Below are 14,481 nucleotides of genomic sequence, written 5' to 3' on the forward strand. Positions count from 1 at the left end.
AGAATTTGGAAAGCCTTTTTAAACAGGATGGAATCTGGAAAGTCCCTTTTTATTGGGGTTGGGGTATGTGCAGGGCTTTAGTCTGATCGCAGTTAGCCAAGCCAGGGAGTGATTCTTTTTAGGAAAGCTTCTTGTTATCTCTCAAAAGTTACGATCGCAGGGAAGATTACACATCCTTCTTATGAGTCACCTTAGTGGCTGAGTTGGAAGGATTTTCCCTTAGAGTCGGCGGATTCCGCGAAGGTTGGGGAGTCACGCACTCCGGCGAGCGCGTTTCTTTCCTTGGCTAGTTGCTCGGTTAACCACTCTATCTCTGACGCCAGCACTGACTTGCAGCGAGCGCGAGAGGCGAATTGATAGTCGTCGGTTAGTGGATATTCGCTCTTGAGGCTTTCGATGTAGTCTTGCCGGGTGTAACAGGCTCGCAAGCGGTGTTCCAACAATTTCATCCGTTCTGCGGGTTCTAAGTCGCCAAAAAAGAAAAACTTGATTTGGAACCGGGAACCACTGTTAACCCAGCTTTCTTGAGGGTGTTCGAGCATTTTTTGCCGCCAGAGTTCGCGCCCTTGGGCGGTAATTCCGTAGATTTTGCGCGGACAGCCGGCATCTCCGGCTTCTTCGGCTATTACCGAAATCTCCCCTCGTTCTTCCAAGCGCTTCAGCAGCGGGTAAATCGCTCCGTAGTTGACGCTGATGCAACTGCTCATAAACAGCTCCAGTTGTTGCTTTAGCCGATAGCCGTGCAGGGGTTGCAACTGTAGCAGCCCAAGGGCTGATAATTCAAGCATTTATATCAAATTGATATTATAGTCTGGATTATATAACTATATCTGACTCAAGCGCGATCGGGTAGATAGCTAGCTTCTAAAATTTAAATTCACATTTAATGTAATTTGTCAATACCCTTAAGATATATGATTTGAAGATCAAGAGAGGGCGATCGCTTTATATTATAGAAGCCACTTGATATCTAACAAGAGTGCTGATTCCCCTCAATTTCGGTTAGAGCAACGGCAGCATCTCACTTTTGATACAAGTGAGATGCTGCCTGGTCTTTGATGTCTCCGAAGTGCTTCAATAGACTCTGCTCAATAAGTCTGATTTCTGCAAGATATCTCTTCTTAGTAAGAACACCAGAACTTTTCTTGGCATGGATTGGTTGAATTTTCAAACCATTACACATTTTAGTATTTCTTGAGGATTGATCGCAGCGCCTACCTGTTTTTTCGGAGCTGATACTCATATCATTACTCTCAAGTCTTGCTACAAAAGAAGTGTTGGGTTTGTCTCCACGAGCCCTGTTTGTAAGGTGTGGATATGTGAGATTGTCGATCTTTCTTGAGGGATTAAAGAATGGTGACGCACCCTACGGCTACTGAAATCCAGAGGTTGTTACCTGCAAGTAATCATCCTCAAACATACTTTTTTAAGTACAACTTATCCCAGATTTAATGATGTTAACCTGATACAGCTAGACTGATTTATATTTATTCTAAAACCAAAAATCACTGCCCTGTCAGTGCTCGAAATACCCACGCGAAAAGCATGACGCTCAAGAAAATCACGCCTCCGACAATTAACACCAAACCCAACAGCAAAGCCGCCACAAATAACCAGTCGGCTTTTTTCCCAGGTTCAGGGGAACCTAAATGAGCGTCCAGCAATTCTATATTTTTGACATTAGCTTTCCAAGTAACATCTAACAAGTCTCCGGCAACGGGTACAGTACCGGCAACTGTATCAAATACGATGTTAGCAGCCATTTGTACTAGAGTTTCTCGCGGTGCTCCGAGTTGCGCGGCTTTGAAGACTACGTAACCTGCAAAAAGTGAACTGATTAAATCGCCACCGCCCGGAATAAGTCCCAATATCGGATCGAGTCCGATGCGGTAACGAGTGCCGGGAATGGGAATTGCATTGTCAAGTAAATGGCTGATTTGGCGGAGACGCCGCAAGGATGCAATCTGGGATTTGTTGGGAGGATTTGGGGAAGAATTTTGTATAGGAGAACGTGACATTTAATTACTCTCGATTGCGATATTATTGCTAGTTTATGATATTTATTGAAGCATATTTTAGTTTTGTCACTAGGCCTCAAGCAAGATTTTTAGTAATTTTAGTCGATCGACGAATGCTGCTTCCACAATACACAAATACAGAGAAACCCGGTTTCTCTGCAAAACCGGGTTTCTTGTTTTAGGTGCGTGTTTTCAGTTTAACCGGGAAAGCCCGATCGCACGACTTGTCTATTTGCCTTCAGTGAAGTCGGCGTCAATTACGTCGTCGCCGCCGCCAGTGGGGCCGCCGTCTCCATAGCCACCAGGGCCACCAGGGCCACCAGGGCCGTCAGTTGGGCCGCCTGCTTGCTGGTACAGGTTGCTGCTGACAGCGTAGAATGCTTGCTGCAACTCTGTTGTCAAGGTTTTGATCCGATCGTCATCTTCAGTAGCGATCGCATCGCGCAAGTCTTTGATCAAGCCTTCAACCTTAGTCTTGTCAGCAGCGGGAACTTTATCACCCAATTCTGCCAACTGCTTCTCAATTTGATAGGCTAAAGAATCGCCTTGGTTTTTGCGATCGATCCTTTCGCGACGTTCCTTGTCAGCAGAAGCATTCGATTCGGCTTCCTTCACCATGCGCTCGACTTCATTGCTGGGCAAAGTAGAAGCACCAGTAATGCTAATCGATTGCTCCTTGCCAGTACCTTTATCCTTAGCAGCTACATTCAAAATACCGTTAGCATCGATATCGAAAGTAACTTCAATTTGAGGTACGCCACGGGGGGCTGGTGGAACTCCATCTAAGCGGAAGGTTCCCAAATCCTTGTTATCATTGGCCATTTCCCGTTCGCCTTGCAAAACGTGAATTTCCACGTTTGTTTGGCCGTCTACAGCAGTCGAGAAAGTTTCCGACTTCTTGGTAGGAATAGTGGTGTTGCGGGGAATGATTTTGGTCATCACGCCGCCCAAGGTTTCGACGCCGAGAGATAGCGGGGTAACGTCGAGCAACAAGATGTCTTTGACTTCACCGGAGAGTACGCCGGCTTGAATTGCTGCCCCGACTGCGACCACTTCATCCGGGTTTACCGTTTGGTTGGGTTCTTTGCCGAGGATTTTTTTGACCAGTTCTTGCACCGCAGGAATGCGTGTAGAACCACCAACTAAGACGACTTCATTAATTGCAGATTTGTCTAATTTGGCGTCGCGGATCGCATTTTCTACGGGGATGCGAGAGCGATCGATCAAATCCGAGCACAGTTCTTCAAACTTGCCGCGCGTCAAAGTCGTGTCCAAGTGTTTTGGCCCGTCTTGAGTCGCGGTAATAAACGGCAGGTTGATTTCTGCTTGCGTAACGCTAGAAAGCTCAATCTTGGCTTTTTCTGCTGCTTCCGTCAGGCGTTGCAGTGCTTGTTTGTCTTTGCGGAGGTCAATGCCTTCGGCCCTTTGGAATTCATTAGCGATGAAATCAACAATTTTTTTGTCGAAGTCGTCACCGCCGAGGTGAGTGTCTCCAGAAGTTGCTAGCACTTCAAATACGCCGTCGCCTACTTCGAGAATAGATACGTCGAAAGTACCGCCACCTAAGTCAAATACGAGGATGGTTTCGTTGCTCTTTTTATCTAACCCGTAAGCTAAAGCTGCTGCTGTAGGTTCGTTAATAATCCGCAGCACTTCTATACCGGCAATTTTTCCCGCGTCTTTCGTAGCTTGGCGCTGGGAGTCGTTGAAGTAAGCGGGAACAGTAATTACCGCTTGGGTGACAGTTTCGCCGAGGTATTTGCTGGCGTCTTCTACGAGTTTGCGGAGAACTTGTGCAGAAATTTCTTCTGGTGCAAATTGCTTGCCGCGGGCGGGACAGTCTAGTTTAAGGCTGTTGCCAACTTTGAGGACTTTGTAGGAAACTTCAGTGGTTTCATGGGCTACTTCATCAACCCGACGCCCGATAAACCGTTTTACTGAGTAAAAGGTGTTTTCGGCGTTCATCACGGCTTGACGCTTGGCGATTTGTCCGACAAGTTGATCGCCATTTTTAGCGTATGCTACTACAGAAGGTGTGGTGCGACCCCCTTCGGCGTTGGCTATGACGGTGGGTTTGCCGCCTTCCATAACTGCGACGCAGGAGTTTGTCGTACCTAAGTCAATTCCAACTACTTTTCCCATAGGGGTGTTCCGGCTCCAATCTCTACAAAATTTTGGTGTTTTATCTGTGCGATAGTCTGGTTATTCAGGACTGCGATTTTACCTCGCGGTTTACGGGTAGTGAGTCCTGCTTTAATACAGTCTTCGATAGGGTGCTGATCTCTATACTGCGGGCGGTAGACCTTGCGATGAAGGGGTATTTACCGAACCTGTTGGGGGACGGTTGCATCCGTGAGGTTTGCACCGCTACAGTTGTTGACTGCTTTGCTTTTCTTTACTCTTCCCAATGTACGGTGTGCGATCCATTCGGGTATTGTGGCAAACCGTATACGTTGTGTTGTATTTGCCGTCTTTGTTGTATAAATTTTGTTTGGTTGGTAGGGGCGATCGGTTTTTTGGCTTCAAATCAGGTTTAATATCAATTCTGAAAAGGGACACGGCAATGCCCTGTCCCTATCAGTTTACTTCCAGGCTGTGCCTGGGAAGGAATATATGATTGAGGGAGAGCCTCAAGTCCCCCTCATGGGAATCTCGGAAAATTCTTGAATTTTCCAGCTTTTAATTGCTATTTTTCACCGATCAGCAGAGCTACCGGAAAGTAACTCAGAGCTTCACCAATTGCCAAGGTACCGTTACTTTCTACCGCCTGATTTGTAATTGCATCTTTCCAAACCGACGGCATTTGCTCGGATAATTTCAAATTAGTATCTTTCCAGACTTGTTTGCCGATCGGCAATTCTTCCGGTTTGACAATTCCCGTGAAAAACCGGGGAGCAATGACAATAACTGTAGTCTCTTCAAAGCTTCTGGCAAAGGCAACAACATTATCTTTAAACGTGCCAACTGCTTGCAGGGGCAGATAATCGCCTGATTGAAAAACTTGCAAGTATTTTTTTCTTGCTTCTAGCGCTCTTGCCGTCAAAAATAACTTAATTCTCGCGTCTTCTCGCGTCGCAATCAAATCTTCAACCAGTTGCAAAATATCCGTCTGAGCTTGCTCTTTAATTTCCCGCAAAACCTCGATTCTGCGGTCAAAATCAACGGGACGGCGGTTATCCGGATCGACGTGGCTTAAATCCCAGAATTCCGTCCCTTGATAAATGTCGGGAACGCCCGGGGCAGCGATTTTCAGCAGCGTTTGAGATAAAGAATTGAAAATTCCGTAATTAGCTACTTTTTTGCAGAAAGGTATAAATTTGTTGAGAAACTGATTTTGTTCCGAAGATTCGAGAACGCTATCGATAAAGGTCATAAAACCAGCTTCGTAGTCATTATCCGGTCTCAGCCAAGCCGTAAAAACTTTGGCTTCGCGGACAGCTTTAATGGCATAATCTTTGAGGCGATCGACATAATCAGTATTTTCAATTCCCTCAAATGGAAAACTGCCGATCAGAGTTTGGTACAAGAAGTATTCGTCGTTAGTATTGGGAACCATTCGATTCACAAAGTTGACTTTCTTAGAAGAGTTTACCTCTCTCCAAGACTTGACTTGCTGTTCCCATTCATCGGGAATTTCGGACAAAACGTTAATTCGAGCTCGCACATCTTCGCCGCGTTTGGTATCGTGGGTAGCTGTAGCATTCATTTTGTGCGGCCAAGCGACTTGCTGCTTTTTGTTGAACTCGTGAAAATCTACCAGCGACACGCCGAACTGACTGGGGTTTCCTCCCACTTCGTTGAGCGATAAAAGCCGATAGTAGACGTATAAAAGCGTGTCTTCAACGCCTTTGGCCATCAAAGGCCCTGTCAACTGCTGGAGTTTCATTACAAAGTGCCGGCGCTGCTCTTTTTGTTCGGTTGTTAGGGTTTCTTCTTCTTCCAGCAACAGCACCGTTTCGATAAATTTAAGTTCTTTGAGAAGTCGCGGTACTTGTTCTTTCGCGTGAGCGATCGCATATTTTACGTAAGTGCGATCGGACTCTCTCAAACCATCTTGATTGATGTAAGTCCGGTAGACTGGAAAAATCGTCAAAACAGCCGCCAATGCTTTTTCCAAACCGGGACGAGTAAAGTCATTCCCCTGTCTCGATTGACCGGAGATATTCTTCAAAAGTTGAGCTAGATTGTCTACATCTCCCGCCAAGTTTTTCTCAACAATCAGCCCTTTTTTATCTAAAAACAACTGTTCGTAGGGAACGGTCAAGCGAGTAAATCTATGATATATTTCGCTAAATTGCTGTTCGCGATCGCACCGACAAAAAACGCCGTTTACGTAATTCAAAAAGTCGTAGCCACTCGTTCCCTCAATCGGCCAATATGAGGGCAAATCTTCTTCGTGCTCCAGAATCTTTTCAACAGTAATGTAAGTGTCTTCGGTTTTCTCCCGGAGCCTTTTCAAATATTCTGTGGGGTCGTAAAGTCCGTCGATGTGGTCGATTCTCAATCCGGTAAACTTTCCCTCATCAACCAGGTCGAATATCAGAGCATGGTTTTTGTGAAAAACTTTAATCTCTTCAACTTTTACCGAAATAAGTTCGTTGACTGTAAAAAACCTTCGGTAGTTAATTTCTTCTGCCCCTACTTTCCAGAAAGCCAGACGGTAAAACTGCTCGGAAAGCAAATCGTCTAGCAAATTAAAACTTTCGGAGTTTCCCTTTTCTCCGTTAAAAACTTTGATATTTTCATCGATGAATTCCTGTACCAGAGGATTTTGATTGTAGAGTTCCCAGAGCAGTCCTTTGACAAAAGCTATCTGATCGTATCGGGTTTTACCTTTAGTTTCTGAAGGTGTATTTTTAATCAAATAAAGAATTCCCAAAAACTTGATAAAATCTGGATGGCGTCTGCCTAATTCCCTGGCTAAATGTCCCAAATTATGGCTGATAAATTTAGCATAAGATTCAATTCTTACTGGCAATTGTAAGCTATAATAATTGATGCTCAGCCCATTTTCGCTGTATTTGAGTTGAATCTCGCCATTTTCCAGACACTCTCCATAAAAATTGCCCAGCAGCGGAGCCAGCACTCGACCTCTGAGATGTTCGTAAGCGTGATTCCATTCAATATCGAAGTAATCGAAATAGTCGGAATCCGGCCCGTGTTCCAATACGTCTAACAGCAGCAAGTTTTGAGTGTCGTAAGCCATGTGGTTTGGGACAATATCTTGCAGCCATCCCATGTTCCGTTTCTTGATTTCGTATGTGAGGGCTTCAAAATTTTCTGATGTTCCCAATTCGGGATTGATCTGATTTGAGTCAACGACATCGTATCCGTGAGAGCTGCCTTTTCTGGCTTTAAATATCGGTGAAGCGTAAACGTCGGTAATTCCTAAATCTTCCAGATAGCTAAGGATTTGTTTTGCGGCTTCAAAGTTAAAACCTGCATGAAATTGAAGCCGATAAGTGGTTGTGGGAATTCTCATCTTAATTTTACTCCTAATTAATTAGTTGGTTGGGTTTGTTGTTTAAAATTAGAAATAGTAGGTTGAGTGGAGAACGAACCCTCCGTTTCACTCCGCCCAAGCCCATCAATTTGAGATTTAAGTGAGATTTTTGCTCCCATCTAAAATCTCAAATCGCCAATCTAAAATCAGTTGTTGGGTTGAGCGGCAGCGAACCCTACGCTTCGCTCCGCCCAACCTACTATTTCTGTATTATTTCGTAAAGTGCGAAACTTTGGGGTTTAACAGTCAATTCTTGCTCTGAATTTATCTTTTCAGGCAAGCTAGAACCTGAACCCATCCATTTTTCATCAGCAGAGTCTAAAATTTTGTTCCAGTTGCCTTGGGGAAGTGCAGCCGTAAAAGCTACCTCTTGCCTGTTGAAGTTTAGAATGCAGAATATCTGGCTGTCATCTGTCCAGCGACGTAGAAATAAGATTTTTTCTGCTTCAATGCTGGACACTTCTAGACTGTTTTTGTCGAGTTTTTTAAGGGCTGGTATTGTCCGCCGCAGTTGAATCAAATGTTGGTGCCATTCCCAAAGGATTTTGTGTTTGCCTTCGGTTTGTTTTTCCCAGTTTAACTTACACTTATTGAAAGTCTCAGGACTCTGGGGGTCATTAAACTCGCCTCGGCCTTCAAAGATTTTAAATTCTTGTTGTTTGTCTTTGCGGACAGCTTCAATTAAGTTTTCGTCAGAGTGGGAAATGAAGTAAAAAAACGGTGCTTCTTCTCCATACTCTTCTCCCATAAAAAAGAAGGGAATGTAGGGAGAAATTAAGACTGTGCCGGCTGCAAGTTTCAATCCTTCCAAGTCAACTATTTTGGATAGTCTGTCTCCCAAAATGCGGTTGCCGATTTGGTCGTGGGTTTGGGCAAACACCAGAAATTTATGACCCGGTTCATCCTTAACAGAATTGCCGTGTCTCCGCTTTCTGTGGGGGGCGTACTGGCCGGAGTAAACAAAGCTTTCTTTGAAGGCTTTTTCTAAGTGTTCGCACTTGCCGAAATCTTGGTAGTATCGGTCGTCTTCTCCGGTGAGCAAGGCGTGCAGTGCGTGGTGGAAGTCATCGCACCATTGGGCGTCTAATCCGAAGCCACCGAGTTCTTTGGGACGTATAGTGCGGACATCATTTAAGTCACTTTCGGCTATTAAGTAAAGTTGCCGTCCTAGCTCTTGGGAAATATCGGCTGTGGCATCGGATAGTTCTTGTAAAAAAGGTCTTGCACCTACTTCAAATATTGCTTGAATTGCATCTAATCTCAGGGCATCGATGTGATAGTCTCGAAACCAGTATAGAGCGTTTGCAATAAAGTAGTTACGCACGCCGTCGCTGTAGGCGTCGTCGAAGTTGAGGGGATCTCCCCAAATCGAGCCGTATTTTGATGTAAAGTAGGGGCCGAAGTCCCTGAGATAATTTCCTTCGGGGCCGAGGTGGTTGTAAACTACATCGAGAATTACTGAAATACCGTGTTCGTGGCAGGCGTTGACGAGTGTTTTGAAGCCTTCGGTACCGCCGTAGGAGTTTTGAACGGCGTAGGGATATACGCCGTCATATCCCCAGTTTCGATCGCCGGGAAATTGGGCTACTGGCATTATCTCGATGGCGTTGATTCCCAATTCTTTAAGTTGTTTTAGCTGGGGAATTATTGCTTCAAATGTTCCGGCCTGGGTGAATGTGCCGACGTGCAGTTCGTAAATAATCATTTCGGCTAGCGGCACGCCTTGCCAATTTGTGTCAGTCCAAGTAAAAATATTTTCATCTATTACTTGCGACGGAGCGTGTACGCCTTGGGGTTGATATTTTGAGGCTGGGTCTGGTCGGTCAGTTTTTCCTTCGATTTGGTAGGTGTAAAGGGTTCCTGGTTCGATGTCTGTAGCTGTCGTTTCCCAATAACCTTCTGCGGATTGTTGCATGGGTATCAGGCGTTTTTTTGGGGAAACAATTTGGACTGCTATTTGTTTGATTGTGGGCGCCCAAACGGTAAATTTACATTGGTTGTTGCCGAGGTAATTGGCTCCTATCTTCACTTTGAGTTGTTCTCCTTATAAAATAGGTTGGTAGTTCGATCGCCCGACGCGCTATCAAATGCTTGCCCTTAACGTTCAGCGCCTGTTTAGACGGTAATATTACTTAATATCACAAACAACTAACTTTAGACAGAGGAATCAAAGGCTAAAATTGTGTATTGGGCAAAATTAGCGGTTGGTTATGTCTAAATTAGAGCAGGAATCGGCACGGGGGCGATCGCCAAATTAACGGCCTAGAAGCGTTAATATTTCTGGTTGATATCATGTCGAAAATCTACCTAAAGGTAGGTCAAAAATCAGCGCGAGTGTGGAATTTATGGTTATGGCTTTTGGACGGGAAATCTGCTGCAATCTCGACTCGGCGGAGTCTCGGGAGTGGTTGGTCACAAACGGGATCGGCGGTTACGCTAGCGGGACGATCGCAAATCTCCTCACCCGCCGCTATCACGGCTTGCTGGTAGCCGCCCTCAAACCCCCGCTGGGACGCACTTTGATGCTCGCCAAGCTGGACGAGACGGCTGTGTATCACGATCGCGCCTATCCGCTTTATACAAACCGCTGGGCCGACGCGACGATGGAACCCCACGGCTACAAATACATCGAAAGCTTTCACCTAGAAGGCACGACGCCTGTTTGGAGGTTTGCTCTCGCCGACGCTATCCTGGAAAAGCGGATTTGGATGCAGCAAGGTGCTAACACAACATATATTCAATACCGCTTGCACCGCGCATCACAACCCATCGCCCTCGCTGTCAAAGCCCTAGTCAACTATCGCGACTACCACCACACAACGAGCGTCGGCGACTGGCAGATGAGCCTACAGACCTTAGAACGCGGGGTTTGCGTGACTGCATTTCCCAAGTCTGTACCCCTGTACCTGCTGACGGATGCCGAACCAGAGGCCCAATTTCGAGTTTCTACGCCTTTATACAATTGGCATTACGGATTTGACCTAGCAGCAGAAAAGCGGCGCGGATTGGACTGCTGCGAGGATCACTTGCACGCGGCGACTTTTCACATGACGATCGCACCGGGAAGTTCTCTCACATTGATAGCCAGCACGGAGAAAAATACCGAACTCAACGGCGGTACAGCTTTAGAAGTGCGTCGCACTTATGACCAACAACTGCTGCAAAACTGGTCAAAAGTCAGCGAATCTCCCGACTGGATCAATACCTTAGTGCTCGCCGCCGACCAATTTATCGTCAGCCGCCCGCTACCGGAGGAACTCGAAGGCAAAACGATCATCGCCGGATATCCCTGGTTCAGCGACTGGGGGCGCGACACGACGATCGCCCTACCCGGCCTCACAATCTGTACCGGGCGATGGGAAATTGCGCGATCGATTTTGCGGACATTTGCGCGGTATGTCGATCGGGGGATGCTGCCGAACCGCTTCCCGGATGCGGGCGGCGAACCGGAATACAACACCGCAGACGCCACTCTGTGGTACTTTGAGGCAATTCGCGCTTATATCGATGCCACGGGCGACGACGAACTTTTGACCGAACTCTGGCCGGTGTTATGTGAGATTGTTGACTGGCACTTGCAGGGTACTCGGTATAACATCCGCGTCGATCCCGATGACGGTTTAGTCTACGCGGGCCAAACCGGCGTGCAACTGACTTGGATGGATGCGAAAATCGGCGATTGGGTGGTGACGCCTCGGATTGGTAAGCCGATCGAACTCAGCGCCCTTTGGTACAATGCTATACAAGCTATGGCAAGTTTTGCTCGAAAACTGGGCAAGCCTCACAATGAATACCAGCAATTGGGCGATCGAACAGTCGCCGGATTCCCTCGCTTCTGGAACGCCTCAACTGGTTACTGTTACGACGTTCTCGACGGCCCAGACGGACACGATAGCTCCCTGCGGCCCAACCAAATATTCGCCGTATCCCTGCCCCTAGACTCGATTCCTCCTCACTCCGCCAACTTCTTGTCAGCGGGGATGCGCCAGGAAACCCGCTATACACCGTTACTGACGCCCATCCAGCAGCGCGGCGTGGTGGACGCCTGCGCTCAGCAACTTCTCACTTCTGTCGGCCTCCGCAGCCTCTCCCCGCAGCACCCGCAGTATCGCGGCGCATACGGAGGCGACCAATTGCAGCGCGACAGCGCCTACCACCAGGGCACAGTTTGGGGCTGGCTGATTGGCCCGTTTGTCTTGGCGCACTTGCACGTATACAAAGACCCAGCACAAGCTCGCGAATTCCTCCAACCGATGGCACATCATATAAGGGGCGGCGGAGTTGGCAGTCTGGGCGAAATTTTTGAGGGCGACGCCCCCCACTCGCCGCGAGGCTGCACGGCTCAAGCTTGGACTGTGGCTGAGGTGCTGCGGGCTTGGTTGGCAATTAATACTGTGGGTGTTTAAATGGGGAATGTTATCTTTGGTGGAAAAAGAGATTTATGGCATTATTATTAGCGGGCGATATTGGCGGAACTAAGACAATTTTGCGCTTAGTGGAAAGGACTGTTAACGGTGAAATGAACGCTCTTTATGAGTTTCGCTATCCGAGCGGGGAGTTTCCCGATTTAGTACCGATGGTGCAGCAGTTTTTGACGGAAGCTGCTATGAAATTGGATTTTGCGCCATTGCCTGAAAAAGCTTGTTTTGCGATCGCAGGCCCGGTGGTTAACAACAGCGCAAAACTCACTAATTTGCCTTGGCGCTTGGATGCGAAACGTCTGGAACAGGAATTAGGAATATCACACGTTAGTTTAATTAATGATTTTGTCGCTGTTGGCTACGGCGTGTGCGGTTTGGATGCTACAGATTTGCATACTTTGCAAGTTGGAAAACACCGACAAGACGCTCCAATTGCTGTGATTGGTGCGGGTACTGGTTTGGGAAATTGTTTTGCAATTCCCGACGTAAATGGGGTGAGGGTTTTTTCTTCGGAAGGGGGACACGGTGACTTTGCGCCGCGATCGGAGTTAGAGTTTGAATTGCTGAATTATTTGTTGGCAAAACACGACATTCCCAGAATATCGATCGAGCGAGTCGTTTCGGGACAGGGAATTGTGGCAATTTACCAGTTTTTGCGGGACAGAAAATTTGCCCCGGAATCAGCGGAGGTAGGAGAAATTATCAAACAATGGGAGTCAGAAGTCGGGAAAACGGAGAAGACTGTCGATCCGGGGGCGACAATTGCACAGGCGGCACTCAAAAAGTGCGATCGGCTTTCCGAACAAACAATGCAAATGTTTGTAGAAGCTTACGGCGCTGTCGCAGGAAATATGGCTGTGACACTTTTACCTTACGGTGGTTTGTACATAGCTGGCGGCATCGCTCCTAAAATTTTGCCGCTGATTCAAGAAGGGGGTTTTATGCGAGCTTTTACCCACAAAGGCCGGATGGATTCGCTGTTAGAAATGATGCCGGTGAGATTGGTTTTAAATGATAATGTAGGGTTAATTGGAGCCGCAGTTTGTGCGGCCGGTCTTTAGCTAAGACACCGGAATGATAGAGGACACGGTATTGCCGTGTCCCTACCCCGATTCATTGTAGGGAAACGGCATTGCCGTATCCTGATTTCTTAGATTATCCTCATTCAAGAATCTCAAATTTTATGCGATCGTAAATATCCCTTAAACTAATCTGAAACTCAACCGATTATAAAATTAACGTCTCATCCTCAGACTCATCTACAAAATCGGATGACTAATTATATCATAGCTGGGATTAAGTAGACCAAGTAAAATAGAAGATCCTTTCTAGTTCTCATCTAAGATTTAAAATTACTTCCCTTCCAGTTCTTTCAGCTTCCGCTGGGCTAACTCCTTCACCTGCGGATCTTGAGCGACGGCTAAAGCTTGGCGATAGCTTTCAATTGCTTTTACTTTGTCGTCTTTGAGTTCATAAGCAATGCCGCGATTGTAGAAGGCTTTTGCATCTTTAGGATTGAGTTTTAGGGCTTGATTGAAATCGGCAAGGGCGCGATCGTGTTGCCCTTTCTTGCCGTAAGCCATGCCGCGATTGTTGAATGCTTCTGCATATTTAGGATTGAGTATAAGGGCTTGAGTGAAATCGGCAAGGGCGCGATTGTATTCCCCTTTATTGCCGTAAGCATTGCCGCGATTGTAGAATGATTCTGCATATTTAGGATTGAGTTTTAGGGCTTGAGTGAAATTGGCAATGGCGCGATTGTGTTCCCCTTTCTTGCCGTAAGCAATGCCGCGATTGTGGAATACTTCTGCATATTTAGGATTGAGTATAAGGGCGTAATTGTAATCGAAAATGGCGCGATCGTATTCCTTTTTATCGTTGTAAGCATTGCCGCGACTGTGGAATGCTTCTGCATATTTAGGATTGAGTTTTAGAGCTTGAGTGAAATCGGCAATGGCGCGATCGTATTCCCCTTTATTGCCGTAAGCATTGCCGCGATTGTAGAATGATTCTGCATATTTAGAATTGAGTTTTAAGGCTTGAGTGAAATCGGCAATGGCGCGATCGTATTCCTTTTTATCGTTGTAAGCAATGCCGCGATTGTAGAATGATTCTGCATATTTAGAATTGAGTTTTAGGGCTTGAGTGAAATCGGCAATGGCGCGATCGTATTCCCCTTTATTGCCGTAAGCAATGCCGCGATTGTTGAATGCTGCTAATTTAGGATTGAGTTTTAGGGCTTGATTAAAATCGGCAATGGCGCGATCGTATTCCCCTTTATGGCCGTAAGCACTGCCGCGATGATAGAAGAATGCTGCTAATTTAGGATTGAGTTGAAGGGCTTGATTGTAATCGGCAATGGCGCGATCGTATTCCCCTTTCTTATTGTAAGCATTGCCGCGATACAAATAGATAGTGGCTGCGTCAAGTGCAGCTGTATTTAGTTTAGGCACTGAAAGTGCTAAGCTGATACGCACCTAGATTGTATAATGTAAATAACAAATAAGTGTTCAGTAGTTATAAATATATGCCAGCCAAA

8 protein-coding genes are annotated in these 14,481 nt (G+C 46.5%); 2 read left to right on the forward strand and 6 right to left on the reverse strand.

Annotated elements, in window-relative coordinates; genetic code table 11:
• Positions 1-191: 191 nt before the first annotated feature.
• From QUB33_RS02315 to treZ, 5 genes are all read right to left on the reverse strand, one after another.
• Positions 192-788 carry a PadR family transcriptional regulator gene (locus QUB33_RS02315; RefSeq protein ID WP_333346690.1) on the reverse strand — a complete coding sequence of 199 codons (597 nt, stop codon included), beginning with the start codon at positions 786-788 and terminating at the stop codon, positions 192-194.
• Between the two features lie 717 nt (positions 789-1,505).
• Complete coding sequence (locus tag QUB33_RS02320) at positions 1,506-2,018, reverse strand: DUF4112 domain-containing protein (RefSeq protein ID WP_333346694.1); 513 nt, start codon at positions 2,016-2,018, stop codon at positions 1,506-1,508.
• 228 nt (positions 2,019-2,246) lie between these two features.
• A complete protein-coding gene (gene dnaK / locus QUB33_RS02325; RefSeq protein WP_333346697.1) occupies positions 2,247-4,160 on the reverse strand; it encodes a molecular chaperone DnaK in 1,914 nt (637 codons plus the stop codon).
• Between the two features lie 544 nt (positions 4,161-4,704).
• Positions 4,705-7,500 (reverse strand): malto-oligosyltrehalose synthase, encoded by a 2,796-nt coding sequence (gene treY / locus QUB33_RS02330; protein ID WP_333346700.1) that lies wholly within the window; start codon positions 7,498-7,500, stop codon positions 4,705-4,707.
• Between the two features lie 220 nt (positions 7,501-7,720).
• Positions 7,721-9,550, reverse strand: a complete 1,830-nt coding sequence (gene treZ / locus QUB33_RS02335) for a malto-oligosyltrehalose trehalohydrolase (protein WP_333346703.1) — start codon at positions 9,548-9,550, stop codon at positions 7,721-7,723.
• A gap of 316 nt (positions 9,551-9,866) precedes the next feature.
• On the opposite strand from treZ, the gene QUB33_RS02340 reads away from it, so the two are divergent.
• Together QUB33_RS02340 and QUB33_RS02345 are read left to right on the forward strand one after the other, a co-directional pair.
• A complete protein-coding gene (locus tag QUB33_RS02340) occupies positions 9,867-11,927 on the forward strand; it encodes an amylo-alpha-1,6-glucosidase (RefSeq protein WP_333346705.1) in 2,061 nt (686 codons plus the stop codon).
• A gap of 35 nt (positions 11,928-11,962) precedes the next feature.
• Positions 11,963-13,003 carry a glucokinase gene (locus QUB33_RS02345; protein ID WP_333346709.1) on the forward strand — a complete coding sequence of 347 codons (1,041 nt, stop codon included), beginning with the start codon at positions 11,963-11,965 and terminating at the stop codon, positions 13,001-13,003.
• Positions 13,004-13,294: 291 nt separating this feature from the next.
• Here QUB33_RS02345 and QUB33_RS02350 read toward each other — a convergent pair whose 3' ends face one another.
• Positions 13,295-14,419, reverse strand: a complete 1,125-nt coding sequence (locus tag QUB33_RS02350; RefSeq protein ID WP_333346712.1) for a tetratricopeptide repeat protein — start codon at positions 14,417-14,419, stop codon at positions 13,295-13,297.
• Between the last annotated feature and the right edge of the window lie 62 nt (positions 14,420-14,481).

It is taken from the genome of Microcoleus sp. B3-A4 (assembly GCF_036705385.1).
GTDB lineage: Bacteria > Cyanobacteriota > Cyanobacteriia > Cyanobacteriales > Microcoleaceae > Microcoleus.